Below are 24,653 nucleotides of genomic sequence, written 5' to 3'. Positions count from 1 at the left end.
CGGGACGCGTCGCGGCATCCTGCCAAGCACCAACCTCGCGCACACCGGAAGGAAACCCCGTGCCCGTTGAAGCATTCGATGTCGTCGACCTGATCCGCACCAAGCGCGATTCCGGCACGCTGAGCACCGCCGAGATCGACTGGCTCATCGACGCCTATACCCGCGGCTATGTGGCCGACGAGCAGATGTCGGCCATGACCATGGCCATCTTCCTGAACGGCATGGACCGTCGTGAGATCCGCGACATGACGCTGGCCATGATCGCGAGCGGGGAGCGGATGAGCTTCGCAGGCCTCGGCAAGCCGACCGCCGACAAGCATTCCACCGGCGGGGTCGGCGACAAGATCACCCTGCCTCTCATGCCGCTCGTGGCATCCTTCGGCGTCGCCGTGCCCCAGCTCTCGGGCCGAGGTCTCGGGCACACCGGCGGAACGCTCGACAAGCTCGAGTCGATCCCCGGATGGCGCGCCTCGCTCAGCAACGAGGAGATGTTCGCCCAGCTGCGCGATGTCGGCGGCGTGATCTGCGCGGCCGGCAGCGGCCTGGCGCCGGCCGACGGAAAGCTCTACGCATTGCGTGACATCACCGGAACCGTCGAGGCGATCCCGTTGATCGCCTCCTCGATCATGTCGAAGAAGATCGCCGAGGGCACCGAGGCCCTCGTGCTCGATGTGAAGTTCGGGTCGGGCGCGTTCCTGAAAGACATCGAGCGCTCCCGCGAACTCGCGCGCACCATGGTCGAGCTCGGAACGGATGCCGGCGTCGCGACCTCCGCGCTGCTGACGAACATGAACGTTCCGCTCGGTCGCGCCATCGGCAACGCGAACGAGGTCGCCGAATCGGTCGAGGTGCTCGCCGGCGGCGGACCCGACGATGTCGTGGCCCTCACCGTGGCGCTCGCCCGCGAGATGCTCACGCTCGCCGGCCGGCCGGACGCCGACGTGGAGGCCGCGCTGAAGGACGGCCGCGCCATGGACGCCTGGCGAGCGACCATCCGGGCGCAGGGCGGCGATCCTGATGCGGCGCTCCCAGTGGCGCGCGAGCACCACGTGGTCGTGGCCGAACGCGACGGCGTTCTCGTCGACCAGCAGGCGCTGCCGTTCGGAATCGCTGCTTGGCGTCTGGGAGCAGGCCGAGCGCGCAAGCAGGATCCCGTGCAGCACGCCGCCGGAATCGAGCTGCACGCCAAGCCGGGCGACTCCGTGCGTGCGGGCCAGCCCCTGTTCACGCTGGCGGCGGACGAGCCCGAGCGGTTCGACCGCGCCCTGCAGGCGCTCGAGGGCGCCTATCGCATCGGCGACGCGGGCGACCCGGTGCTCGACGGCGGCCCCCTCATCGCGGAGCGCATCGCCTCCTGACCGAAAAGCGAGGACATTCCGAAAAGCGAGGCGATTTCGACCGACACGCCGTCTGGGCCCGCTGCGGAACGGCGTGGCGCCGAAGATCGCCTCGCTTTTCGGCCAGGGCTGGGCCGGGATCGCCTCGCTTTTCGGTCGGGAGGACGGGTGCGCGCGCGGCCTGCGCCGATACGCTGGAACAGTGAACACGATTCCGACGGAGTACCTGCTTCCCGGCGGTGGCGCCAGCATCAACGCGCTGCCCAAGGTCTCGCTGCACGATCACCTCGATGGCGGCCTGCGCCCGCAGACCATCATCGAGCTGGCCGACGCGATCGACCTCGACGTGCCCGAGACGGATGCCACGGCTCTGGCCTCGTGGTTCGCCGACCAGTCGGACTCCGGCTCGCTCGTGGAGTACCTGAAGACCTTCGACATCACGACGGCGGTCATGCAGACCACCGAGGGGCTCGAGCGGGTCGCGCGTGAGTTCGTGCAGGACCTGGCCGCCGACGGCGTGATCTACGGCGAGATCCGGTGGGCACCCGAACAGCACCTCAGTCGAGGCCTCACCCTCGACCAGACCGTCGAGGCGGTTCAGGCGGGTATCGAGGCTGGGATCGACGACGTGGCATCCGCTGGCGGGTCGATCCGCATCGGGCAGCTCGTCACGGCCATGCGGCACGCCGGCCATGGCCTCGAGATCGCCGAGCTCGCCGTGCGCCACCGCGAGCGCGGGGTCGTCGGCTTCGACATCGCCGGTGCTGAGCTCGGCTTCCCGGCTCGCAATCACCTCAACGCCTTCGACTACCTCGCCAAGGAGTACCTGCCCGTCACCGTGCACGCCGGCGAGGCCGACGGCATCGACAGCATCCGCGGGGCCCTGTTCGATGGACGCGCCCTGCGACTCGGCCACGGCGTGCGCCTCGCCGAAGACATCACCATCGAGCGCGAAGACGACTCGAACACCTACGTCACGCTCGGTCCGGTGGCCCAGTGGGTGCGCGATCGGGAGATCGCCCTGGAACTCGCACCGTCGTCCAACCTGCAGACCGGCGCCATCGCACAGTGGGGGAGCGAACTGGTCGACCACCCGTTCGACCTGCTGTACCAGCTGGACTTCCGGGTGACCGTCAACACCGACAACCGTCTCATGAGCCGCACGACGATCAGCCGCGAACTCGCGCTGCTCGCGGATGCGTTCGCCTACGACGTGGATGACTTCGAGGTCTTTCAGCTCAACGCGGCCTCAGCGGCGTTCCTCTCGCTCGAGGAGCGCGATGAGCTCATCGACGCGATCAACCGTGGCTTCGACCAGGCCTGAGTCCGTCGTTCCCACCCCACTGGAGAGGTACCGCCTTCGTGCTCCCTGCCCTGCCCGATCGGGCCATCCGTGTCGCCGCGCCCGCCGTGGACTGGCGTGCGGCCGTGGCCGCCGCGGGTGACGCTCTCGCGGATTCCGGCGCGACCACGGAGCACTACACCGAACGCATGATCGGGGTCATCGAGGAGTTCGGCGCCTATGTCGTCATCGCTCCAGGGCTCGCGCTCGCCCATGCTCGGCCGGGATCCGACGTTCGCCGTGACGGCCTCAGCGTCATCACGCTCGCGGAACCGGTGCGATTCGGGCATCCGCACAACGATCCCGTCAGTGTCGTGATCGGCCTCGCGGTCACGAGTTCCGACGATCATGTCGGCGTCGTCGCCGAGCTCGCGAACGTCTTCAACGATCACTCCGTCATCCCGGCCCTCGCCGCCGCGAGTGACGCCGATGCTGTTCGAGCACTGTTGGGAGTATCGGAATGAAGATCATCGTTCTGTGCGGGGTCGGCGTCGGCACCTCGGCCATCCTCAAGCTCAATGCCGAACGCGCGCTCGAACGGCTCGACGTGGAGGCCGACGTCTCGGCGACGGATGCCGCGGGCGTCGCCGTCGCCGCGGCCGACGCCCAGGTCATCCTCACCTCGCCCGAACTGGTCGCCCACATCGGCCAGACCAATGCCGACGTGGTCGTGATCGAGAACTACTTCGACCTCGACGAGGTCACGGCCAAGCTCGAGCGCGCCGTCGGCTGAGTGCCCACGGGTAGCCGTTCCCTGAGCCTTTCGAAGGGAACTCGGGCTCGTTCCCTGAGCCTGTCGAAGGGAACTCGGGTCGTTCCCTGAGCCTGTCGAAGGGAACCCGCCATCCTGCGGTGGTCGCGCCCCTTCGACAGGCTCAGGGAGCGCTGCTTCTCGAAGGACGGCGCCTTCGCGCGGTGGGTCGCGCCTCTTGGCTGGTAGCCGTTCCCTGAGCCTGTCGAAGGGAACCCGGCCATCCGCGGTGGTCGCGCCCCTTCGACAGGCTCAGGGAGCGCTGCTTTTCGAACGACGGCGGCTTTACGCGGTGGTCGCGCCTCTTCGCTGGTCGCCGTTCCCTGAGCCTGTCGAAGGGAACTATGGTCGTTCCCTGAGCCTGTCGAAGGGAACGCCCCCGCGCGACTCCTACGCGAGCAGCTCCCGCATGCCCGCCTCGAGCGCGGCGACCGCGGCGGTGGCCGCCGCCGTGCGCTCGTCCACGGTGCCCTCCTCGCTCGACGCGTCGATGTAGACCTTGAGCTTGGGCTCGGTGCCACTCGGTCGCACCATGACCCTCGAGCCGTCGTCGAGCCAGATGCGCAGCACGTCGCTCGGCGGCAGGCCGCCGAAACCCGTCGCGAGGTCATCGATGCGATCCACCCGCACGTCGCCGATGTGACTGGGCGGCTCCTCGCGCAGCCGTGTCATCAGTCGCGCGATGTCGCCGAGGTCGCTGACCCGGATGGAGACCTGCGACGACGCGAAGGCGCCGAAGGTCTCGGTGAACCGGCGGAGGTGATCCGCAACGCTCAGCCCATCGGCCTTCAGGTCGGCCGCGAGCGACAGGAAGGCCAGTGCGGCCGAGACGCCGTCTTTGTCGCGCACGACATGCGGATCAACGAGGTAGCCGAGCGCCTCTTCGTAGCCGAAGAGAAGGCCCGGCGCGCGGGAGATCCACTTGAAGCCGGTGAGGGTGTTCGAGGTGTCCAGGCCGTAGTACCGGGCGATCGCCGCGAGGCCGGGGGAGGAGACGATCGAGCAGGCGAGCGTGCCCTCTCCGGCGTTCAGCCCATGCGCGGCACTCTCTGCAGCGCGCCAACCGAGCAGTAGCCCGACCTCGTTGCCGCTAAGGCGCCGATAACCGGTGTCGGATGCGGCGTCGGGGATGGCGACCGCGAGCCGATCCGCGTCGGGGTCGTTCGCGATGACGAGTTCGGCATCCGCTTCACGGGCCGCCTCGAAGGCGAGGTCCATCGCCCCGGGCTCCTCCGGGTTCGGGAACGACACGGTGGGGAACGCAGCATCGGGCTCGATCTGCGCCGAGACGACCTTGGGCTCCTCGAAGCCGGCCGTGGTGATCACGCGCCGGAAGGTCTCCCAACCGACGCCGTGCATGGCGGTGTACAGGGTCGCCACCCTCGCCGACGGCGGCGAGACGATCGCGGCGGTGGCCTCGACGTAGGCGTCGACGACCGATTCGCCGGCGTCCTCGTAGCCCCCACGGGGAAGGTCGAGCACGCTGCCGCCGGATGCGACCAGCAGGATCTCCTCGGCGATCTCCACGTCGGCGGGAGAGACGATCTGGGAGCCCTGGTCGCGGCCGCCGAGGTAGACCTTGTAGCCGTTGTCGTCGGGCGGGTTGTGCGACGCCGTGACCATGACCCCGGCGCTGGCGTCGAGGTGGCGTACGGCGAAGGCCAGCACGGGCGTGGGCAGCAGCCGCGGAAGCAGCATGGCGCGTACTCCGGCGCCGGCCATGATCGCGGCGGTGTCCTCGGCGAAGACCTGGGAGTTCTTGCGTCCGTCGTAGCCGATCACGACGCTCGGCACGGCGCCGATGGGCGCGTGGTTCTTCAGGTACGCCGCCAGACCGGCGGCCGCCTGACTCACGAGCACGCGGTTCATGCGGTTGGGACCGGCGGCGATGCGGCCGCGCAGCCCGGCGGTCCCGAACACGAGGCGCTGATCGAAACGGTCGTGAAGCTCTTCGACTGCGGGCGAAGAACCGGCCTCGGCCGCGTCGATCAGTGCGCGCAACTCCGCCTGGGTCTCGGTGTCGGGATCTTGCGCCAGCCAGGCGCGGGCCTGCTCGAGTACGCGGTCGGGGGCATCCGTGTCTGTCATCGATGGCTCCTAGATGCTCGTGACGATACGGGCGAGCAGGGCGCTGATGACGGATTCGGCGGCTCGGCCGGCCTCGATCACCTCTTCGTGGCTCAGCGGCGTCTTCTGGATGCCGGCGGCGAGGTTGGTGATGAGCGACATTCCGAGGATCTCCATGCCGGCTTCGCGGGCGGCGATCGCCTCGAGGGCCGTCGACATGCCGACGATGTGTCCTCCGATGGTCTTGGCCATCTGCACCTCGGCCGGGGTCTCGTAGTGCGGTCCGCGGAACTGGCAGTAGACGCCCTCATCGAGGCCGGGCTCGATCTCGCGGGCGATGTCCCGCAGTCGGGCGGAGTAGAGGTCGGTGAGGTCGACGAAGGTCGCGCCCTCGAGGGGTGAGTCGGCCGTCAGGTTGATGTGATCGCTGATCAGCACGGGGGTGCCGGGCGTCCAGTGCTCCTTGATGCCGCCCGCGCCGTTCGTGAGGATCATCGTGCGGGCACCCGTTGCCGCCGCGGTGCGCACGCTGTGCACCACACGTCGCACGCCGTGGCCCTCGTAGTAGTGGGTGCGGGCGCCGATGACGAGCGCGTGCTTGCCGTTCGGAAGCGCGATCGAGCGCAGCGTGCCGACGTGGCCGGCGAGGGCGGGGGCGGAAAACCCCGTGATCTCGGCCGCGGGGATGGTGGCCACATTCTCGCCGAGCAGGTCGGCCGCCTTGCCCCAGCCGCTGCCGAGGGTGAGGGCGATGTCGTGGCGGGCGATCCCGGTGCGGTCGGCGATCTCGGATGCCGCGGTGCGGGCGACCTCGAACGGGTCGGCGCTCGGGTGCTCCAGCGGGTTCGTCGTCGAAGAGTGCATCCCTTCACTCTAGGGCGCGCTCGCGGCCCCCATGGCTGCGGCATCCTGCGGCGCGGCGTCGGCGCGGCGTCGACTCGGCGACGACGCGGCGAAGGCCGGTTTGGAGCGGCATCCGCGGGTACGAGACAATAGGGCAATGGCCTACGAGTTCGAGCGCAAACAACGGATCGCTGTACTCGGAGGAGGCCCCGGCGGATATGAGGCGGCGCTCTCGGCGGCCCAGCTCGGCGCCGAGGTCACGCTGATCGAGCGTGTCGGCGTCGGCGGGTCCGCCGTGCTGACCGACGTTGTCCCGTCGAAGTCGCTCATCGCCACGGCCGAGGCATCCAACTCCATCAAGGAGGCGGCAGAGCTCGGCGTGCAGTTCTACGTGCGCGGCGAGAGCGGCACGCCGCAGCGGCCCGAGGTCGCGATCAACCTCGCTGCCGTGAACAAGCGGCTTCTGCGCCTGGCACGCCAGCAGTCCGAAGACATGACCGCGAACCTCGAGGCGGCCGGCGTGCGCATCATCCAGGGGGAGGGGCGCCTCGACGGCACCAGCGCCGTCATCGTCTCGACCGCACTCGGTGCCGACGGCACGGACTTCGACCGCATCGAGGCCGAGACGATCGTCATCTCCGTGGGTGCGAGTCCGCGCATCCTGCCCAGCGCAGTGCCCGATGGTGAGCGCATCCTCACCTGGACGCAGCTGTATTCGCTCAAGTCGGTTCCCGAGCACCTCATCGTCGTCGGCTCGGGGGTGACGGGGGCGGAGTTCGCGTCGGCCTACCGCGCGCTGGGCTCCGAGGTCTCGCTGGTCTCGAGCCGCGATCAGGTGCTGCCGGGCGAGGATGCCGATGCCGCCCACGTGCTCGAAGACGCCTTCCGCCGCAACGGCATGAACGTGCTCTCGAAGTCGCGCGCCCAGTCGGTGGTGCGCGTCGGCGACGGCGTGCAGGTGACGCTCGCCGATGGTCGCGTCATCGAGGGCTCGCACTGCCTCATGGCGATCGGCGCGGTTCCCAACACGGCGGGCATCGGTCTCGAGGATGCCGGTGTGCAGCTGACCTCGAGCGGCCACATCCGTGTGAACCGCGTTGCGCGCACGAGCATCCCGAACATCTACGCGGCCGGCGACTGCACGACGTTCCCGCCGCTGGCCTCCGTCGCCTCCATGCAGGGGCGCACCGCGATGTTCCACGCCCTCGGTGACATCGTGAACCCGCCAGAAGAGCGTGACATCACCTCGAACATCTTCACCCAGCCCGAGATCGCGACGGTCGGGTGGACGCAGAAGCAGATCGAGGACGGCATCGCACAGGGCCAGGTCTACAAGCTGCCGCTCGCCTCGAACCCGCGGGCCAAGATGATGAACATCCGCGAGGGCTTCGTCAAGCTGTTCGCGCGCACGGGCTCGGGCACGGTCATCGGCGGCGTCATCGTGGCGCCCAAGGCGAGCGAGCTCATCCTTCCGCTCGCGATGGCGGTCGAGAACCGGCTGACGGTCGACCAGATCGCCGAGGCGTTCCCGGTGTACCCGTCGCTCTCGGGCGCGATCACGGATGCCGCGCGCGCCATGCACATCGTCAACCTCTGACGCGCGCCCGCCGCCACACCGACGCCCCGCCGCCCAGACCGAAAAGCGAGGAGATTCCGAAAAGCGAGGCGTTCGTGCGTCCGACCCGGGCGCGTCGCGCTCCGGACCGGCGTGTCGCTCGGGATCTCCTCGCTTTTCGGGATCTCCTCGCTTTTCGGAAAGAGCGAAAGCGACGCGCGCCCGGGACTCAGTCCGCGATCGTGAGCAGAAGGTGCCCCGACGAGACCGTCGAGCCGACCGGCGCGTTCATGTTCGCGATGCGACCGTCCTTGTGTGCGGTCAGCGGCTGCTCCATCTTCATGGCCTCGAGCACGAGGATGAGGTCGCCCTTGACGACCTGGTCGCCCTCGTCGACGGCCACCTTCACCACGGTCGCCTGCATGGGCGCGGTCACCGCATCCCCGGTCGCCGTGTTCACGGCGTGGTGCTCGGCGCGGCGTCGAGGAGCGGCACCGGCGGTCTTCTCGGTCGACGCTCCCGGCAGCAGCCGCATCGGCAGGCTGACCTCGATGCGCCGCCCGTCGACCTCGACGACGACGGTGTTGCGCTTCTCGGATGCCGCAGGCTCGCCGCCCTCGCCGGTCCACGCCTGGATGGTGTTCTGGAACTCGGTCTCGATCCAGCGCGTGTAGACCGAGAACGGCTCGCCGTCCTCGGGTGCGAAGGCGGGGTCGCGCACGACGTCACGGTGGAAGGGCAGCACGGTCGGAAGGCCGGCCACCTCGAACTCGTCGAGTGCGCGGCGGGCGCGCTCGAGCGCTTCCTGCCGGTTGGCGCCGGTGACGACGAGCTTGGCGAGCAAGGAATCGAACGCGCCCGAGATCACGTCGCCGGCCTGCACGCCGCTGTCCACGCGCACGCCGGGTCCGCCGGCGGGCTTGAAGACGTGCACGGGGCCCGGAGCCGGCATGAAGTTGCGACCCGGATCTTCACCGTTGATGCGGAACTCGAAGGAGTGCCCGCGGGGGGCCGGGTCGTCGTAGTCGAGCTCGCCGCCCTCGGCGAGGCGGAACTGCTCCCGCACCAGGTCGATGCCGGTGACCTCTTCGGAGACGGGATGCTCGACCTGCAGCCGGGTGTTCACCTCGAGGAACGAGACGGTGCCGTCCTTGCCGATGAGGAACTCGCACGTGCCGGCACCGAGGTAGCCGACCTCTTTGAGGATGGCCTTCGACGCCCGGTACAGCTCGGCGTTCTGCTCTGCGGTGAGGAACGGCGCGGGCGCCTCCTCGACGAGCTTCTGGTGGCGGCGCTGCAGCGAGCAGTCGCGTGTGGAGACGACGACGACGTTGCCGTACGCATCCGCCAGGCACTGGGTCTCGACGTGGCGCGGCGCGTCGAGGTACTTCTCGACGAAGCACTCGCCGCGGCCGAACGCGGCGACGGCCTCGCGGGTGGCGGAGTCGAACAGCTCGGGCACCTCTTCACGGGTGCGGGCGACCTTGAGTCCGCGACCGCCGCCGCCGTAGGCGGCCTTGATGGCGACCGGCAGGCCGTACTCGTCGACGAATTCGAGCACCTCCGAGGCGTCGGCGACGGGGTTCAGGGTGCCGGGCGCGAGCGGGGCGCCGACCTTCTCGGCCACGTGCCGTGCCGACACCTTGTCGCCGAGGCGCTCGATGGCATCGGGGCTCGGGCCGATCCAGATCAGTCCGGCACCGATCACGGCGCGGGCGAAGTCCGCGTTCTCCGCGAGGAATCCGTAGCCGGGATGCACCGCATCCGCACCCGAGCGGCGGGCGACCGAGAGCAGCTTCTCGATGACGAGGTACGTCTCGGCGCTCGTGGTGCCGTCCAGCCCGTAGGCCTCGTCGGCGAGGCGGGCGTGAACCGCGTCACGGTCCTGGTCGGCGTAGACGGCGACCGAGAGGATTCCGCTGTCGCGCGCGGCGCGAATGACGCGGACGGCGATTTCGCCCCGGTTGGCGATGAGAACCTTGGTGATGCGCGGCATGATTCACCAGCCTACGGACGCGCGGCTACCCGGCTTTAGGCGGCCGTCCACAAAAGAAGTCCCCAAGTGCTTCGACTACCTACAACCTCACCGGTTCCAGAGGGTGGTCCACTCGACGCCGACGCCTCGCACGAGGTCGCGCAGTGTCGAGAGCGAGAGGCCGATCACGGTCGAGGGGTCGCCCTCCACCGATCGGATGAACGGACCGCCCAGGCTGTCGATCGTGAAGGCGCCGGCGACCTTCAGCGGTTCCCCGCTGGCGATGTAGGCGTCGATCTCGAACTCGTCGAGCTCCGCGAAACTCACCCGGGCCGATGCGACGGCGCCGGATGCCGCTCCCGGCTGCCCGCCGCGGTGGTCGATCAGCCAGTGCCCCGAGTAGAGCTCCCCGCTGCGACCACTCTGGCGCAGCCAGCGTTCGCGGGCCACCTCGGGCAGATGCGGCTTGCCGTAGATCTCTCCGTCGAAGAGGAACGCGGAGTCGCCGCCCAGGATGAGCCCTTCGATCGGCTCGTCGTCAACCCGACGGCCGAGAATGGCCTCGGCCTTCGCCCGGGCGAGCAGTTCCACCATCTCGGCCGCCCCCAGCCGGCGTGCCTCACGTTCCTCCACAGCGGCCACCAGCCCCTCTTCGTCGACGTGCGGGGAGATCGGGACGGGCTCGATGCCCGCGGCCCGCAGGGTGGCGAGCCGGGCGGGGGAGGTCGAGGCGAGGTAGAGACGCATGCGTTGGCGCTCCCATGTGGAATGCTCGAAGGATGGCCGCGAACTCGAACGCCAGCACTGCTCCAGCGGAGAACGCCCGCGACATCGAGCTCGACGTCACCAACGTAGCCCACGGCGGCGTCTTCATCGCCCGCCACGAGGGACGGGTCGTCTTCGTCGCCGACACCCTTCCCGGAGAGCGCGTCCTGGCGCGCGTCACCGAGAACCGGCACGAGAGCTTCTGGCGTGCGGAGACCCTCGAGGTACTCCAGGCAGCGCCGCAGCGGCGCGCCCACCTCTGGCGCGAGGCATCCATCGAGCGGCCGCCCCACGAGCGCGCGGGCGGTGCGGAGTTCGGCCACATCGAGCTGGAGCACCAGCGGGAACTGAAGCGCCAGGTGCTCACGGATGCGCTGCAGCGCATGGCCCGCTTCAGCAGCGACCTGCAGGTGGAGGCCGTCCAGCCTCCGGAGGGCGTCGGTGAGGATGCCGCGCGCAACGGGGCCGGCTGGCGCACCCGAGTGCGGCTGCAGGTCGGGGAGCGCGGGGAGGTCGGGCCGTTCGCGGCGCGCTCGCACCACGTCGTCGGCGTCGAGTCGTTGCCGCTCGCACATCCCGCCATCGCCGGCATCGCACCGCTGCGACAGGCCTTTCCGGGGGTCGCCCACGTGGAGCTCATCGCCCCGAGCGATGGCTCCCCGACGGTGATCCCGGTCGGACGTGATCGCCGTGGCAAGCCCAAGCGCATCCCGCCGCAGACGACGTACGAACGCGTCGGCGAGCGTCGCTTCGCGCTCGAGCTCGGTGGATTCTGGCAGGTGCACGCGCGCGCCGCGCAGACGTTGACGGATGCGGTGCAACAGGCCATCGACGTCGAGGACTTCGAACCGGGAGCCGCCAATCTCGACCTCTACGGCGGGGTCGGCCTGCTGGCCGCGGCCGTGGGCGACCGATTCGGGCCAGGGACGCGCATCACGAGCGTCGAGAGCGACGCGCGAGCGACCGATCACGCCGGGGAGAACCTCGCCGACTGGATCGGGGCGGGCGCCGTCACCGCCCGCGTCGATCACTACCTGGCGCGCCTGCTGCAGACGGCCGGCGCCTCCGAGCGCGGGAGGCTGCGCGATGGCACCGTCGTGCTCGACCCACCCCGATCGGGCGCGGGCCGCCAGGTCGTCGATGCCCTGGCCGAACTCGCTCCGCGGCAGCTCGTCTACGTCGCCTGCGATCCTGTCGCCCTCGCCCGGGACACCGGGCTGCTGCGCGAGCGCGGCTACGAGTTGCGTCGCATCCGTGCTTTCGACCTGTTCCCGAACACCCACCACCTCGAGGCCGTCGCGAGCTTCGCCCGCGCGTGAGCGCACCCGCAATAGTGTGGGATCACCAGCGAGCGAGGAAACCCCTGTGACAGCCAGCGATCCCATCCACGTCGCGATCGTCGACGACCACGAGTCGGTGGTGCTCGGGCTGAAGGCGGCCTGCGAGGCCGCCGGTCACGAGGTCATCTTCACGACGGCGCACGCGAGCGAGCTGCTCGACCACGTGCTTGGAACTCCCTGCGACGTCGTCGTGCTCGACCTGTCGCTCGGCGACGGCTCCCGGGTCACCGACAACGTCAAGGCGGCCCAGGCCACGGGCGCGGCGGTGCTCGTGCACTCCATCGCCGACCGGGCCGCCAGTGTGCGTGAGGCGCTCGCCGCCGGCGCGGCGGGCGTGATCCCCAAGTCCGCGCCGATGTCGGCCGTCATCGCCGCCATCGCCACCGTGGCGCGGGGCGACGTGCTCAACAACCTCGAGTGGGCGAGCGCGATCGACGCTGACGCCGACTTCGCCAAGGCCGCGCTGGGTCGACGCGAGCGCGACGTGCTGCACCTCTACGCATCGGGCCTGCCGCTGAAGGTCGTCGCGACGCAACTCGGAATCGCCCACTCGACCGCGCGGGAATACCTCGACCGGGTGCGGGTGAAGTACGTCGAGGTGGGTCGGCCGGCGCCGACAAAGGTGGACCTGCTTCGGCGCGCCGTCGAAGACGGCATCCTGCCCGGACTCGATCACGATCCCGCGGATGAGCGCTGAGGCGAGCGCGGCCCGTCCTCCCGCAGCCCTGACGCTGCCCGAGAGGCGGATGCCGCTCTCCACGCGCAGCATCCGGCTCGCGCTCTCGCGGGCGATCGCCGCATCCGGCCTGCTCTTCGGCCTGCAGACCTTGCCGGTGATGATCGGCCAGCTTCCGGCTTTCATCGATCCATGGGGCCTCATCCTCGCCGGAGCGGTCTTCGGCGGCATCGTGGTCGTCGCCGTCTCGAGCGTCGTCGACCGCGGAATCCGTACCGTCTTCGCCGGGTTCGCCATCGTCTTCCTGCTCGTGGAGCTCGCGTGGCCCCTCGTCGTGTCCGATCCTTCGGCGCTCGAGGGCGAGCGGCCATGGGTGTGGTTCCTGCTGACGGTCGCCTCCGCCAATGCGGCGATGGGCTTCCGACTCCCGATCGCCTCGGCCTATGTCGTCGTCGCGCCGGTGCTGTACGCCGTGGTGCGGGCACTTCCCGCGGGCGGCCAAGCCGATCTCGGCCGACTCAGCCTCGATACGGTGTACGCCGTCATCCTCGGGGCCGCGGTGCTCATCATCGTGGTCTCCCTGCAACAGGCCGCGGCGGCCGTCGACGCGGCGCAGGGCGCAGCCCTCGCCCAGTACGAGGCGGCCGTGCGCCAGAACGCCATCGACATCGAGCGCGTGCGCGTGGATGCGCTCGTGCACGACAGCGTGCTGACGACCCTGCTGGCCGCGGCCAACGCGGAGACGCCGGAGCAGCGCCGACTCGCGACCGCGATGGCGGCCTCCGCCCTCGCCCGTCTGGACCCGGAACCCGAGGCAGCGGTGACCGACGTGCTGCCGGTGAGCGAGCTCGCCCGGCGTTTGCGGGCCACCGGGGCATCCATCGCCGAACAGGTCACGCTGCGGGTGCACGACATCGACGACCGGGTGCTGCCCGCGGAAGTGCTCGAGGTGCTCTTCTCCGCCGCGGTGCAGGCCGTCGTCAACAGCCTGCAGCACGCAGGATCGCAGGGACGGCGGGTGAACCGGTCGGTGACGCTCAGCGGCACGGATCGCGGCTGCCGCATCGTCGTGCGCGACGACGGCGTCGGTTTCGACCCCGGTTCCGTTCCCGCGGGCCGCCTGGGCCTGCGCGTCTCGGTGCGGGAACGGATGGCGAGCGTCGGCGGCCGTGCACGGGTTGCGTCCGCACCGGGCGAGGGAACGACGGTGGAGCTCGAGTGGCCGGCGGAGGCGCAATCGTGATCACCATTCCGCGCGTCGCCATCCTCGCCCTCGCGGTGGTCTTCTCGGCCTATCACGTGGTTCTCGGGCTGTCCTCGCTCGACACCCCGTCGACGCCGTGGCCCACCATCGTCTCGATCGGGCTCTACATCGCCGCCACCGTGCTCAGCCTGTGGAACCCCCGCCAGGGGCGGATGCCCACGTGGATTGCCGCGTTCGTGCTGGCGGTGAGCGTCATCCTGCCCCTCGTCGTCACGGCGGCGCTCGACCCCGCCGCGAGCAACGGCTACGCGACCTGGTACGTGGCGGCCGTGGGCACGCTCATGACCATCACGGCCGTGCGAGGCCGGCTGGTGTTCGCCTGGACCGGAGTGCTCTTCCTCTGCCTGCAGACCCTCGTGTGGGCCGGACCAGAGGCCCTCGGCCGCCTCGGGGTCGTCGGCAGTGTGGTCTGGGTCGCGATCGCCCATGTCGGCGTGAGCACCGTGGCGCGCGCCGGCCGCGAGGCGCAGAGCTTCGCGGTCGCTCAACGGGAGGCGGCGCAGTGGCAGGCCGCTCAGGATGCCCGCGTCAACGAGCGCACGCGACGGCTCGAGCAGACGCGACGGCTGGCTGCGCCGATGCTGCAGCGGGTGGTCGAGACGGGCGGCGAGCTCGACGAGGCGCAACGGGCCACCTGCCGCAGGCTGGAGGCGGCGATCCGCGATGAGATCCGCGGGCGGATGCTCCTCGACGACGGGGTGCGCGCTGCGGTGCGTACGGCCAGGGAGCGCGGTGCCTCAGTGCTGCTGCTCGACGAAGGCGGCCTGGACGACCTCCCCGAGGGCGAGCGGGTGCGCATCCGTTCCCGGTTGAGCGCGGCGATCGCCGGAACGGACGCCGAGAACATCATCGTGCGCAGCGTCGCGGGGGACTCGCCCGCGGCCGTGACGGTCGTCGGCCGACGCGTGGATGCGACGGCGGCGGCACTCGGCGCCGACGACGCAGACGACGAGCTGGCCCTCTGGCTGGAGATCCCGCGCGTCGACGAGCCCGCTGCGGGATGACGATCCCCGGAGCAGGATGGGACGCTTCCGAATAGACACCAAGCTCGAAGGGGATGACGAAGGGGAGCCGATCCGAGACCAGCTCCCCTTCGGAATCCGAGTCAAAGCGATAACCCGAATATCACCTTGACTCGCCCCCAACACGTCCGCCGTGCTTACCCTGGTCGGCGGACCGCGGGCGGTGTTCAAAGGAACACCTGCACGACTTATAGTGCCGGAGCCTCATGGCGGACGAAAGTCATCACTTCGGGGGACAGGACAGGCGGATGCCGGCGAAGGGGAACGGCCGATCGCGCGCCAAATGCGACTCGGATGTCCGCATGCCGGCGTTCCCGGGGTACAACCGGATCAGGCGGTGCGAGGAAGTCCGCAGACCGCCGCGTCAGGCGTCGAAGCCCCGCCACCGGCCGGGGCCCGGTGTGAGTGGCGCTCGCAGGGAGCGCTGGCTGCGCTGCCAGGCCGAAACGCCGGCCTCGTTCACCTGGCGGGCGTGCTCCGACTCCTCGCGAAGCAGCGAGTCGAGAACCGCCGTGATGGCGGCCGTCTCCTCGGCGGACACCCGAGCCGTGCGAAAACGCAGGGCAGCCGGGTCGAAGCTCTCGGGTGAGGACTCTATGCTCACAGCGGGATGTTCCCGTGCTTCTTGGCGGGCAGGCTCGCCCGCTTCGTGCGCAGGGCACGCAGCGCCTTCGTGATCGCGACCCGTGTGCCGGCGGGCTCGATGATGCCGTCGAGCTCGCCGCGTTCTGCCGCGAGGAAGGGCGAGGCGACGTTGTAGGTGTACTCGTTCGCGAGCTTGGTGCGCACGGCGGCGACGTCTTCTCCCGCCTCCTCGGCGCGCTTGATCTCGCCCCGGTAGAGGATGTTGACGGCGCCCTGGCCGCCCATCACCGCGATCTCCGCGGTCGGCCAGGCCAGGTTGATGTCGGCGCCGAGCTGCTTGGAGCCCATGACGATGTAGGCGCCGCCGTACGCCTTGCGCAGGATGACGGTGACGAGGGGAACCGTGGCCTCCGCGTAGGCGTAGAGCAGCTTCGCGCCACGCCGGATGACGCCCGTCCATTCCTGGTCGGTGCCCGGCAGGTAGCCGGGTACGTCGACGAGCGTGACGATGGGAATGGAGAAGGCGTCGCAGAAGCGCACGAAGCGAGCCGCCTTCTCGCCCGCGTCGATGTTGAGGGTTCCCGCCATCGCGTTGGGCTGGTTGGCGATGATGCCGACCGAGCGACCCTCGACGCGGCCGAAGCCGATCACGATGTTCGGCGCGAACAGAGGCTGCACCTCGAGGAAGTCGCCCCCGTCGACGATGCTCTCGATGGCCGTGCGGATGTCGTAGGGCTGGTTGGGGGAGTCGGGGATGAGGGTGTTGAGCTTGCGGTCGGCATCCGTCACCTCGAGCTCGGCCTCGCTCTCGTAGGCCGGCGGGTCGGAGAGGTTGTTGTCGGGCAGGAAGCCGAGCAGGGTGCGCACGTAGTCCAGTGCGTCGGACTCGTCGCTCGCGAGGTAGTGCGCCACTCCCGAGATCTTGTTGTGGGTGAGCGCGCCGCCCAGCTCCTCCATGCCGACGTCTTCACCGGTCACCGTCTTGATGACGTCGGGACCGGTCACGAACATCTGGCTGGTCTTGTCGACCATGACGACGAAGTCGGTGAGGGCCGGGGAGTACACCGCTCCACCTGCCGCGGGACCGCAGACGATCGAGATCTGCGGGATGACGCCGGAGGCCTTGGTGTTGAGCCGGAAGATCTCGCCGTACTTGCCGAGGGCCACCACGCCCTCCTGGATGCGCGCGCCGCCGGAGTCGAGGATGCCGATGAGCGGAACGCCGGTCTTCAGGGCGAGTTCCATGACCTTGATGATCTTCTCGCCGGCCACCTCGCCGAGCGAGCCGCCGAAGATGGTGAAGTCCTGGGCGAACACGGCGACCTGGCGACCGTGCACCGTGCCGACCCCGGTGACTACGGAGTCGCCGTAGGGCCGCTTGGCCTCCATGCCGAAGGCGTGCGTGCGGTGGCGCACGTACTCGTCGAGCTCGACGAACGAGCCGGCGTCGAGCAGCTGGTCGATGCGCTCACGGGCGGTCATCTTGCCCTTGGCATGCTGCTTCTCGATGGCCGCCTCGCCGCTCGCCGTGACGGCCTCGTGGTAGCGGTTCTTGAGGTCGGCGAGCTTGCCGGCTGTCGTCGACATGTCGGGCTCCGTGGCGGGGGTGTTCACAGTCACGCGATTCAGCCTAGCCCGGGCACTCGCGGCCGCCCCGTTGACGGATGCCTACAAACATTCGCCCGATCCCTCGTGATCACCTCCGATCGCCGGTGCCGGCGACATCTGCGGACGGAGCGCCGCGATGCCCGCTAACCTGAACCGGACAGGAGGTCTCCCATGGATTTCTCGCGCAGTCGCGACCGGGTCTCGCGGTTCGAGTTCCTCGATGAGGCGGCGTCGACCAACGACGAGCTCGTCGAGCGGGCGATCGGGGTCGACGCATCCGCGTGGGGCGACTTCTCCGTGCTGGTCACCGACAACCAGACCATGGGGCGCGGGCGGCTCGGTCGCACCTGGATGGCGCCGGAAGGCAAGTCGCTGGCAACCTCGGTGCTGCTGCGCCCCGCCGGGCTCTCCGTCGAGCGTTTCGGCTGGCTGCCGCTCATCGCCGGCGCCGCCCTCACCGGCGCGATCCACGACGTCGTGGCGCCGTTCGAGCACGCACGCACGGATGTGGAGGACGGCACGACGGCGGAGCTGCCCGTGGAGCTGAAGTGGCCGAACGACGTGCTCATCGCGGGCTACAAGGTCTGCGGCATCCTCGCCGAACTGCTTCCCGGCGGCCAGGGTGTCGTGATGGGCGCCGGACTCAACCTCGCGCTCGACGAGCACGACCTGCCCACCCTGACCTCGACGTCGATCCTGCTGGCGACGGGAGAGGCGCCCGATCCCGACGTCGTGCTCGCGGGTTACCTGGGTCGGTTCCGCGAGCTGTACGAGCGTTTCGTCGCCGCCGACGGCGACCCGTTCGCGAGCGGCATCCATGCCGCGGTGACCCGGGTGTGCGGCACCCTCGCAGCCGAGGTGCGGGTGGAGTTGCCGGGCGGTTCGGAGCTCTACGGAACCGCGGTGGAGATCGATTCGGACGGCCGGCTGGTCGTCGTCAACCGTGAGAACGGCCAGACGCTGGCCGTGGCTGCCGGCGACGTGACACATCTGAGGTATTAATGACTCATGAGCACCATGGGCGACCCTCAGCCCGGCGCGACCGGACCTGCCGCCCCGGGTGAACGCGTCATCGCGCGCATCCGTCGCCACGCCCGGGTGCTGTTCTGGCCCACGGTGCTGCTCGTGGCATCCTGCGCGGCCGTCGGCTACTTCGCCTGGAGCCTGCCTGAGGCGTGGATGGGGTGGGCGCTCTGGGGAGGCCTCGCCGCGATCGCGTTCTTCGGCTGGCTCGTGCCGTTCATCTGGTGGCTCGGCCAGCGCTGCACCATCACGACGCGACGCGTCATCATCCGCAGCGGATTCTTCGTGCGGACGCGGCAAGAGGTGGCGTTCACGCGCATCTACGACGTGAGCGTGCGCCGCAGCTGGTTGCAGAGCGCGTTCCGCAGCGGAGACGTGCTGTTGAACAGCGGCGCGGACCGGCCGGTGGTGCTGCGCGACGTACCGCGGGCCGGCCTCATCCAGCGAGCACTGCACGACCTGACGGATGCCGCGCACGGCACGACGACGCAGGTGCACTGGCAGAACGCGCCGTCAGCTCTCACCGACCAGACGGTCGCCTGGGGCGGGCGCTAGCGGCTTCGCGGGCTCATCCTCGTCGATGCTCGGCCCGGCGAAGACCCCGTAGCGGTAGGCGATGAACCGGAATGCGGTTCCCAGGGCCAGGCCGATCACGTTCGAGGAGATGTTGTCGGCGAGTACCGAGGTCATCCCGAGCAGGTAGTGCGAGACCCACAGGCAGAGCAGGCCGATCAGCATGCCGACGACGCTCGCAGTGAAGAACTGGACGCCCTCACGCAGGGTGCGGTTGGAGCGCTTGTCGCCGAAGGTCCAGTAACGATTGCCCATCCAGTTGACGATGATGGCGGCCGTTGTGGAGATGACCTTGGCGATCAACGGGCCGGTGTGCAACTGCTCGGGAGAGAGCACCGTCGTGCGCAGCAGGTTGAACAGGCCGATGTCGACGATGAAGCCCACGGCGCCGACCGCGCCGAAGCGCAGCAGCTGACCCGCCAGGGCACGCCAAGCCGGCGTCGAGGTCGTCGTCACGGAGTGCCTTCCCGATAGGGCGGATGGGCGAAGATAGAGAGCGTGCTCGGCAGTCTAATGACGGCGGGCGAACGCATCCTGAACAGAGCCTGCGCATCGCGGGCCCGAGCTGAGAGTCTCACCATGATCGTTGGCGTGATCGGCGCAGGGCAGCTTGCCCGCATGATGATTCCCCCCGCCGTCGAGCTCGGAATCGAGCTGCGCGTACTGGCCGAGGCCGACGGAATGGCCGCGGCGCTCGCCGCGACCGCGGTCGGCGACTACCGCGAGCGAGAGCGCGTGCTCGAGTTCGCCGAGGGTGTCGACGTCGTCACGTTCGACCATGAGCACGTGCCGCAGGACATCCTGCGCGAACTGGTCGAGCGGGGCGTCGCGGTGCATCCCGGCCCGGATGCGCTGCTCTATGCCCAGGACAAGCTGCTCATGCGGCAGAAGCTCTCAGAGTTGGGACTGCCCGTTCCCGACTGGGCGCGGGTCGAGAGCCCGGATGACCTGGCCGCGTTCTTGGACGCGCACGGCGGCCGCGCTGTCGTCAAGACGCCCCGTGGCGGCTACGACGGCAAGGGAGTGCGCGTGGTGAGCGCGCCCCACGAGGTCGACGACTGGTTCACCGCGCTCGCTGAAGACGGCCAGGGTGGCGGCCTGCTTGCAGAGGAACTCGTCGACTTCTCGCGCGAGCTCGCCCAGCAGGTCGCCCGGAGTTCTTCGGGCGAGGTGGTCGCCTGGCCCCTGGTGGAGACGGTTCAGCAGGGCGGCGTGTGCGCGGAGGTCATCGCGCCTGCTCCGCACTCGGCCGGACGGATCGCCGATCTCGCCGCCGACATCGCGATCGCGGTGGCCGAGGGCATCGGCGTGACCGGAGTGCTTGCCGTCGAACTCTTCCAGACGGTGGATGGCCGGGTGCTCGTGAACGAACTCGCCATGCGGCCGCACAACAGCGGGCACTGGTCGATCGACGGCTCCACGACGAGCCAGTTCGAGCAGCATCTGCGTGCCGTGCTCGACCTGCCGCTGGGAGCCACCGGCACCCACGAGCCGTGGGCGGTGATGGTGAACCTTCTGGGCGGGCCGGAACGTGGCTCGCTCGCCGACCGCTTCCCGGCGGCGATGGCGGCGCATCCGACGGCCAAGATCCACACGTATGGCAAGGACTCGCGCCCCGGCCGCAAGGTCGGCCACGTCACCGTCATCGGAGCGGACCTCGACGACGTGACCTACGAGTCGCGCGCCGTGGCGGCGATCTTGCTCGATTGAGGCTCGCTGCCGAGCGGGCCATGGGTGGGCATCGCGAGAGCAACTTCGTCGCAGCATCCGCCGGTTTGCGTGTGCCCTCCGGGGTTTCCCAGCAGCCGGGCCCTACGATCGACGGGTGACTGAGAGCAACCCGACGGTCGGCATCGTCATGGGCAGCGACTCCGACTGGCCCGTGATGAGCGACGCAGCGCAGACCCTCCGCGACTTCGGCATCCCCTTCGAGGTGGAGGTCGTCTCGGCGCACCGGACTCCGCGCAAGATGATCGACTACGGTACCGACGCCCGCGACCGCGGCCTGAAGGTCATCATCGCCGGCGCCGGCGGCGCCGCCCACCTCCCGGGAATGCTCGCATCGGTGACCACCCTGCCCGTGATCGGCGTGCCCGTGCCGCTCGGCAAGCTCGACGGCCTGGACTCGCTCCTTTCCATCGTGCAGATGCCGGCCGGCATTCCGGTTGCCACGGTCGCCATCGGGAACTCGAAGAACGCCGCCTTGCTCGCCCTGCGCATCCTCGGTGCCGCAAATCCGGCGATCGGCGATCAGCTGGCCGCCTACGCCGCAGACCTCGAGCAGCTCGTCGAGAAGAAGAACACGGACCTGCAATCGCGCCTATGAGCTCCCTGACTGCCACCGCCAGCCCCATCCGCTATCCGGATGCCGGCTCCCGGACCTTGATGACCCGACGTGCCTGGTGGCTCGTCGTTCTGAACTTCCTCATCCCCGGCTCTCCCCAGGTCCTGGCGGGCAATCGACGCCTCGGCCGGTTCGGCCTCGGAACGACCCTCGTGCTGTGGGGCATGCTCGTTGTTCTCGCCGCGCTCTGGTTCTTCGCCAAGACGATGCTCTACTCGCTCTTCAGCACCTCCGCGAGTCTCTGGGCGATCGCGGCGATCCTGCTGTTCTACGGCATCGTCTGGGTCGTTCTCACGCTCGACACCCTGCGGCTGGTGCGCATCGTGCGCACTGCGCCGTCGGCACGGGTGTGGATCGCCGGGCTCACGACCGTCGTCATGGTGGTGCTCAGCGGATCGGCTGCGTACGGGGCGTATCTCGCGACGACCGCCAGCGGCTTCCTGTCGAGCGTGTTCCAAGCCGGCCCGAGCGTTCCGCCGATTGACGGGAAGTACAACATCCTGCTCCTGGGAGGCGATGCCGGTCCCGACCGGGACGGCCTGCGCCCCGACAGCATCTCCGTCGTCAGCGTCGACTCGACGACGGGCCGTTCGGTGGTCATCGGACTTCCCCGCGACCTCGAGAATGTGCCATTCTCGCCGGGACCGATGGCCGACAAGTACCCGAATGGCTACGGCTACGACGACGAGTGCGACGTGGACGTGTGCCAGCTGAACTCCATCTACACGGAGGTGGAGCTGAAGAGCCCGGAGATGTACCCGGATGCGCAGGCGAAGGGCTCGGAGCCGGGCATCGAGGCGATGCGCGACGCCGCGGAAGGCATCACCGGATTGCCCATCCAGTACTACGCCCTTATCGACATGCAGGGCTTCTCCGACCTCATCGATGCTCTGGGAGGCGTCACCGTCGACGTCAAGGACCGTGTGCCCATGGGCGCCGGTCACGACGAGGATGGGAATCCCGTTGAGATCACGGACTGGATCGAGGCTGGGGTGCAAAAGCTGGATGGTTTCCACGCGCTCTGGTATGCGCGATCACGGTATGGCACCAGCGATTATGACCGCATGCAGCGCCAGGGCCAATTGCAGGATGCGATCCTGCAGCAATTCAATCCGGCGAACGTGCTCACCAAATTCCAGTCGATCGCCGCGGCCGGCGCTCAAGTCGTGAAGACGGACATCCCCCAGTCGATGCTCGGCTACTTCGTAGACCTAGCGCCGAAGGCGAAAGGCCAGCCCGTCACCCGCTTGGCCATGGTTCCACCGGACGTGGATCCTACCGCTCCCGATTACGACTGGATCCACCAGACTGTGCACGCGGCGGTGTTCCCGCCGACCTCGTCTCCTACGCCGAAGGGCTGAGGCTCTCACAGTTCGGCGTGGAGCTGCCAGACACGATCCGCAGAATCTCGCCAGCTGTAAGCGCGCGCGCGATCTCGAGCGAGCACGCCCAATCGTGCTCTTCGTGCTTCGTCGCCGACGAGTTCCGTGATGGCAACCGACAACCGCTGAGCGTACGTCGCAGAGTCATCGCGTTCGACGACTGTCCCTGCTCCGCCAGCGACTTCCACCAGGGCTGGCGCATCGGAGTGCACGACCGGACGACCGAAGTACATCGCCTCGAGCAGCGGCAGCCCGAATCCTTCGGCCAGACTCGGCATGACGAAGAGGGTAGAGCGGGAGAGGACTACGGCCAGATCGGCATCGTCCAGGTATCCGAGTGCGCGCACTCGACCCTCTGGAAGGCCCACCTCTGCCGCCAGTGCGTCGATGTCGACGCCGCCCCAACCCTTCGGTCCTACGACGAGTAGCGGGAGATCCGTTGCCTCAGGTAAGGAAAGCGCCTTGATGAGTGAGCGGATGCCCTTCCGAGGTTCGAGGGTGCCGACGCTGAGAAGATAGCTGTCGGGCAACTGGAGGCGGACAGCACGAGCGTCTTCGTCGGCGGGCAAACTCAACCGTGGACTGACAGCACCGCCGACGACGCGCACCCGGTCGCCGAAGTCGACGTGCTCATTCAGCTCGAGCGCGACGGCGTGAGTGGGCACAATGATCGCGTCGGCATGGCGATGTGCCCGCTCAGCCATCGCTCGATGCCATGCGACGCCATGGGGAGTGAGTGTCTCGGGATGAGTCCACGGCACTGCATCGTGGATCGTCACCGCGACTTGCCCGTGCGACGAACGCTCGTGGCGACTGAGCGGCGCGAGGAGGCTCGGTGCATGCACAATCGACCCCTTGAGACCGGTCAAGACCCCATAACGCCAGGCGATCGCCAACTCACGTCTGCGCAGGGAAAGGGTCTCCACTGCGGCGAGGCCTGTCACTCGTCCACGGAGGCCGGCAATCGTGCCCTCGTCCACTGCTGACACGATTCCGACAACGTCGCAGCCTGGGGGAGCCTGCGCAATCAACGCTGTCGTGAGGTCGTCGGTGTATCGCCCGATGCCACCGGGAACGGGAGCGAGCAACTGCTCGAGGACAACTTTGAGCGTGGTCACTGTGGCCCTATCCGTATGGATCGAACGGCCCGCAACGGACGAGTGAGTCGCCACGACCAGGTGCTTCTCAGTCGTTGAAGTTCCGCCTCGGCTCTCTCCGTCCGCGCCGCTCGCGATGCGAGCGCTTCCACCTTGCGTTCGAGGTCGTGCTTGGAGCGCTCCAGCCCGGCGATACGCTCTTCTTCGCCGAGCCTTCCGACGGTAACGAATGAGTCGAACATTCCTGCCGGATAGCTCAGCGCTGCGCCTATGCTTTCGAACTGTTCCTCAGCGACGTAGAAGCGCGAGAGTCCGTCGAACATGCAGTAGCGGTAACCTCGGTCCATAACCAGATGCTCCCACTCACGATGGGTGGGCTCGGTCGTAAGAGGAGCGGTCGCTTCGATAACGAGTACCCATGGCCGATACTTGCTCAGATCGATCGACCTCAACACAGATCCTTCGGCGCCTTCTGTGTCGATCGTCATGAAGTGAATGGGTGTCTCCGCCAGGCCGGCTTCGACGATTATGTCGTCGAGCCGCCGTGCGGAGACCGTGAGCTCGTCGATCGACCAGCCGTTGCTCGCATGTCTGGCGCCGATTTCATCGACCAGTGTCGACAGGCCGGTGTCACCGATCGCGTGGAGTGTGACCACTTCCATTTCGGAGTCTGTCGCCGCCGCCTGAACGACGAGGTCCCTGGGTCTCTCCGCTCTGAAACGGTCCGCCAGAATCGGGTTCGGCTCGACCGCGATACCCCGCCAGCCGCGATCGTAGAACGCCCGCGTGATCGAGAATTCGGTCGGATCGTTGGCCCCGACATCGATGTAGACGCCTCGTTCGATAGACGATAACGCCCTGTTGAGGACGACGTCTTCGCCATTCTGCGCAAAGGAAATGAACCGCCCCAAGTTGTTCAAGACGCTGGTTCCCCGGCCGTCGCGATAACGCTATGCGCCGGCCCCGTTCGAGCGAACCTGCGCAGCCCAACCCGCCACGATGGCTCTGCGGTCCAGTGCAAGGCCGCGCTCGCGTTCAGGCGGTGGGCCGAGACCGGACCCGTGGGGATTGGATCTACCACGCTGACCGCATCGCCAGGATCGA

The 24,653-nt window shown here is 68.8% G+C and carries 23 protein-coding genes; 14 read left to right on the top strand and 9 right to left on the bottom strand.

Going from position 1 to position 24,653, the window contains the following annotated elements; all coding sequences use genetic code 11:
- Window positions 1-59 precede the first annotated feature (59 nt).
- The 4 genes from WDJ51_RS02330 (at window position 60) to WDJ51_RS02315 (ending at window position 3,412) form a co-directional block, all read left to right on the top strand.
- On the top strand, window positions 60-1,358 hold the full coding sequence (locus tag WDJ51_RS02330; RefSeq protein ID WP_337850807.1) for a thymidine phosphorylase: 1,299 nt from the start codon (window positions 60-62) through the stop codon (window positions 1,356-1,358).
- Window positions 1,359-1,539: 181 nt separating this feature from the next.
- Window positions 1,540-2,661, top strand: coding sequence for an adenosine deaminase (locus tag WDJ51_RS02325; RefSeq protein WP_443218451.1), 1,122 nt, complete (start codon window positions 1,540-1,542; stop codon window positions 2,659-2,661).
- 38 nt (window positions 2,662-2,699) lie between these two features.
- Window positions 2,700-3,143, top strand: a complete 444-nt coding sequence (locus WDJ51_RS02320; protein ID WP_337850806.1) for a PTS sugar transporter subunit IIA — start codon at window positions 2,700-2,702, stop codon at window positions 3,141-3,143.
- A complete protein-coding gene (locus tag WDJ51_RS02315) occupies window positions 3,140-3,412 on the top strand; it encodes a PTS sugar transporter subunit IIB (protein WP_337850805.1) in 273 nt (90 codons plus the stop codon). Before WDJ51_RS02320 ends, WDJ51_RS02315 begins: the two co-directional genes overlap by 4 nt.
- Before the next feature lie 408 nt (window positions 3,413-3,820).
- Here the strand turns inward: WDJ51_RS02315 and WDJ51_RS02310 are convergent, their stop codons facing one another.
- Together WDJ51_RS02310 and WDJ51_RS02305 are read right to left on the bottom strand one after the other, a co-directional pair.
- Window positions 3,821-5,518 (bottom strand): phospho-sugar mutase, encoded by a 1,698-nt coding sequence (locus tag WDJ51_RS02310; RefSeq protein ID WP_337850804.1) that lies wholly within the window; start codon window positions 5,516-5,518, stop codon window positions 3,821-3,823.
- 9 nt (window positions 5,519-5,527) lie between these two features.
- Window positions 5,528-6,361, bottom strand: a complete 834-nt coding sequence (locus tag WDJ51_RS02305) for a purine-nucleoside phosphorylase (RefSeq protein WP_337850803.1) — start codon at window positions 6,359-6,361, stop codon at window positions 5,528-5,530.
- A gap of 136 nt (window positions 6,362-6,497) precedes the next feature.
- Between WDJ51_RS02305 and WDJ51_RS02300 the strand changes: the two genes are divergently transcribed.
- Entirely contained in the window at window positions 6,498-7,937 is a 1,440-nt protein-coding gene (locus WDJ51_RS02300) for an NAD(P)H-quinone dehydrogenase (RefSeq protein ID WP_337850802.1), read from the top strand.
- A 187-nt stretch (window positions 7,938-8,124) separates the two neighbouring features.
- Here WDJ51_RS02300 and WDJ51_RS02295 read toward each other — a convergent pair whose 3' ends face one another.
- Entirely contained in the window at window positions 8,125-9,891 is a 1,767-nt protein-coding gene (locus tag WDJ51_RS02295) for an acetyl/propionyl/methylcrotonyl-CoA carboxylase subunit alpha (protein WP_337850801.1), read from the bottom strand.
- A gap of 87 nt (window positions 9,892-9,978) precedes the next feature.
- Window positions 9,979-10,617 (bottom strand): Maf family protein, encoded by a 639-nt coding sequence (locus tag WDJ51_RS02290; RefSeq protein WP_337850800.1) that lies wholly within the window; start codon window positions 10,615-10,617, stop codon window positions 9,979-9,981.
- Window positions 10,618-10,649: 32 nt separating this feature from the next.
- Here WDJ51_RS02290 and WDJ51_RS02285 point away from each other — a divergent pair, with 32 nt between their 5' ends.
- From WDJ51_RS02285 to WDJ51_RS02270, 4 genes are read left to right on the top strand one after another with little or no spacing between them, the layout of a single operon-like run.
- Window positions 10,650-11,954 carry a class I SAM-dependent RNA methyltransferase gene (locus WDJ51_RS02285; RefSeq protein ID WP_337850799.1) on the top strand — a complete coding sequence of 435 codons (1,305 nt, stop codon included), beginning with the start codon at window positions 10,650-10,652 and terminating at the stop codon, window positions 11,952-11,954.
- Window positions 11,955-12,000: 46 nt separating this feature from the next.
- Entirely contained in the window at window positions 12,001-12,672 is a 672-nt protein-coding gene (locus tag WDJ51_RS02280) for a response regulator transcription factor (RefSeq protein ID WP_337850798.1), read from the top strand.
- Window positions 12,662-13,894: a sensor histidine kinase gene (locus WDJ51_RS02275; RefSeq protein ID WP_337850797.1), complete on the top strand. Its 1,233-nt coding sequence runs from the start codon at window positions 12,662-12,664 to the stop codon at window positions 13,892-13,894. Before WDJ51_RS02280 ends, WDJ51_RS02275 begins: the two co-directional genes overlap by 11 nt.
- Window positions 13,891-14,919, top strand: a complete 1,029-nt coding sequence (locus WDJ51_RS02270) for a hypothetical protein (protein WP_337850796.1) — start codon at window positions 13,891-13,893, stop codon at window positions 14,917-14,919. Before WDJ51_RS02275 ends, WDJ51_RS02270 begins: the two co-directional genes overlap by 4 nt.
- 382 nt (window positions 14,920-15,301) lie before the next feature.
- Here the strand turns inward: WDJ51_RS02270 and WDJ51_RS02265 are convergent, their stop codons facing one another.
- Both WDJ51_RS02265 and WDJ51_RS02260 read right to left on the bottom strand, forming a co-directional pair.
- On the bottom strand, window positions 15,302-15,541 hold the full coding sequence (locus WDJ51_RS02265) for an acyl-CoA carboxylase subunit epsilon (RefSeq protein WP_337850795.1): 240 nt from the start codon (window positions 15,539-15,541) through the stop codon (window positions 15,302-15,304).
- On the bottom strand, window positions 15,538-17,109 hold the full coding sequence (locus tag WDJ51_RS02260) for an acyl-CoA carboxylase subunit beta (RefSeq protein WP_337850878.1): 1,572 nt from the start codon (window positions 17,107-17,109) through the stop codon (window positions 15,538-15,540). The genes WDJ51_RS02265 and WDJ51_RS02260 overlap by 4 nt, the downstream gene beginning before the upstream one ends.
- 192 nt (window positions 17,110-17,301) lie before the next feature.
- On the opposite strand from WDJ51_RS02260, the gene WDJ51_RS02255 reads away from it, so the two are divergent.
- Window positions 17,302-18,132 carry a biotin--[acetyl-CoA-carboxylase] ligase gene (locus tag WDJ51_RS02255; RefSeq protein ID WP_337850794.1) on the top strand — a complete coding sequence of 277 codons (831 nt, stop codon included), beginning with the start codon at window positions 17,302-17,304 and terminating at the stop codon, window positions 18,130-18,132.
- Window positions 18,133-18,138: 6 nt separating this feature from the next.
- The gene (locus WDJ51_RS02250) at window positions 18,139-18,708 is read left to right on the top strand and encodes a PH domain-containing protein (protein WP_337850793.1); all 570 of its coding nucleotides are present in this window, start codon (window positions 18,139-18,141) and stop codon (window positions 18,706-18,708) included.
- Here the strand turns inward: WDJ51_RS02250 and WDJ51_RS02245 are convergent.
- On the bottom strand, window positions 18,667-19,182 hold the full coding sequence (locus tag WDJ51_RS02245; RefSeq protein ID WP_337850792.1) for a GtrA family protein: 516 nt from the start codon (window positions 19,180-19,182) through the stop codon (window positions 18,667-18,669). The genes WDJ51_RS02250 and WDJ51_RS02245 overlap by 42 nt on opposite strands.
- A gap of 57 nt (window positions 19,183-19,239) precedes the next feature.
- Here WDJ51_RS02245 and WDJ51_RS02240 point away from each other — a divergent pair, with 57 nt between their 5' ends.
- The 3 genes from WDJ51_RS02240 to WDJ51_RS02230 all read left to right on the top strand — a co-directional run bounded on the left by WDJ51_RS02240 (window position 19,240) and on the right by WDJ51_RS02230 (window position 22,431).
- On the top strand, window positions 19,240-20,436 hold the full coding sequence (locus tag WDJ51_RS02240) for a 5-(carboxyamino)imidazole ribonucleotide synthase (RefSeq protein WP_337850877.1): 1,197 nt from the start codon (window positions 19,240-19,242) through the stop codon (window positions 20,434-20,436).
- A gap of 148 nt (window positions 20,437-20,584) precedes the next feature.
- On the top strand, window positions 20,585-21,052 hold the full coding sequence (purE, locus tag WDJ51_RS02235; RefSeq protein WP_337850876.1) for a 5-(carboxyamino)imidazole ribonucleotide mutase: 468 nt from the start codon (window positions 20,585-20,587) through the stop codon (window positions 21,050-21,052).
- Window positions 21,049-22,431, top strand: coding sequence for an LCP family glycopolymer transferase (locus tag WDJ51_RS02230; RefSeq protein ID WP_337850791.1), 1,383 nt, complete (start codon window positions 21,049-21,051; stop codon window positions 22,429-22,431). The genes purE and WDJ51_RS02230 overlap by 4 nt, the downstream gene beginning before the upstream one ends.
- Window positions 22,432-22,436: 5 nt before the next feature.
- Here WDJ51_RS02230 and WDJ51_RS02225 read toward each other — a convergent pair whose 3' ends face one another.
- Together WDJ51_RS02225 and WDJ51_RS02220 are read right to left on the bottom strand one after the other, a co-directional pair.
- Window positions 22,437-23,570, bottom strand: a complete 1,134-nt coding sequence (locus WDJ51_RS02225; RefSeq protein ID WP_337850790.1) for a glycosyltransferase family 4 protein — start codon at window positions 23,568-23,570, stop codon at window positions 22,437-22,439.
- Window positions 23,567-24,469 carry an FkbM family methyltransferase gene (locus tag WDJ51_RS02220; RefSeq protein WP_337850789.1) on the bottom strand — a complete coding sequence of 301 codons (903 nt, stop codon included), beginning with the start codon at window positions 24,467-24,469 and terminating at the stop codon, window positions 23,567-23,569. The genes WDJ51_RS02225 and WDJ51_RS02220 overlap by 4 nt, the downstream gene beginning before the upstream one ends.
- Window positions 24,470-24,653 lie beyond the last annotated feature (184 nt).

This window comes from Rathayibacter sp. YIM 133350, assembly GCF_037404875.1.
Lineage (GTDB): Bacteria > Actinomycetota > Actinomycetes > Actinomycetales > Microbacteriaceae > Orlajensenia.
Note: the sequence above shows the minus strand (reverse complement) of the source record. Positions and strands in the feature narration are given on the sequence as shown.

What these genes read in the sequence shown, in the direction of transcription:
- WDJ51_RS02315 (WP_337850805.1), top strand. Translation starts at nt 3,140, where the DNA reads ATGAAGATCATCGTTCTGTGCGGGGTCGGCGTCGGCACCTCGGCCATC.
- WDJ51_RS02310 (WP_337850804.1), bottom strand. Translation starts at nt 5,518, where the DNA reads ATGACAGACACGGATGCCCCCGACCGCGTACTCGAGCAGGCCCGCGCC.
- WDJ51_RS02305 (WP_337850803.1), bottom strand. Translation starts at nt 6,361, where the DNA reads ATGCACTCTTCGACGACGAACCCGCTGGAGCACCCGAGCGCCGACCCG.
- WDJ51_RS02300 (WP_337850802.1), top strand. Translation starts at nt 6,498, where the DNA reads ATGGCCTACGAGTTCGAGCGCAAACAACGGATCGCTGTACTCGGAGGA.
- WDJ51_RS02295 (WP_337850801.1), bottom strand. Translation starts at nt 9,891, where the DNA reads ATGCCGCGCATCACCAAGGTTCTCATCGCCAACCGGGGCGAAATCGCC.
- WDJ51_RS02290 (WP_337850800.1), bottom strand. Translation starts at nt 10,617, where the DNA reads ATGCGTCTCTACCTCGCCTCGACCTCCCCCGCCCGGCTCGCCACCCTG.
- WDJ51_RS02285 (WP_337850799.1), top strand. Translation starts at nt 10,650, where the DNA reads ATGGCCGCGAACTCGAACGCCAGCACTGCTCCAGCGGAGAACGCCCGC.
- WDJ51_RS02275 (WP_337850797.1), top strand. Translation starts at nt 12,662, where the DNA reads ATGAGCGCTGAGGCGAGCGCGGCCCGTCCTCCCGCAGCCCTGACGCTG.
- WDJ51_RS02260 (WP_337850878.1), bottom strand. Translation starts at nt 17,109, where the DNA reads ATGTCGACGACAGCCGGCAAGCTCGCCGACCTCAAGAACCGCTACCAC.
- WDJ51_RS02255 (WP_337850794.1), top strand. Translation starts at nt 17,302, where the DNA reads ATGGATTTCTCGCGCAGTCGCGACCGGGTCTCGCGGTTCGAGTTCCTC.
- WDJ51_RS02250 (WP_337850793.1), top strand. Translation starts at nt 18,139, where the DNA reads ATGAGCACCATGGGCGACCCTCAGCCCGGCGCGACCGGACCTGCCGCC.
- WDJ51_RS02240 (WP_337850877.1), top strand. Translation starts at nt 19,240, where the DNA reads ATGACGGCGGGCGAACGCATCCTGAACAGAGCCTGCGCATCGCGGGCC.
- purE (WP_337850876.1), top strand. Translation starts at nt 20,585, where the DNA reads ATGGGCAGCGACTCCGACTGGCCCGTGATGAGCGACGCAGCGCAGACC.
- WDJ51_RS02230 (WP_337850791.1), top strand. Translation starts at nt 21,049, where the DNA reads ATGAGCTCCCTGACTGCCACCGCCAGCCCCATCCGCTATCCGGATGCC.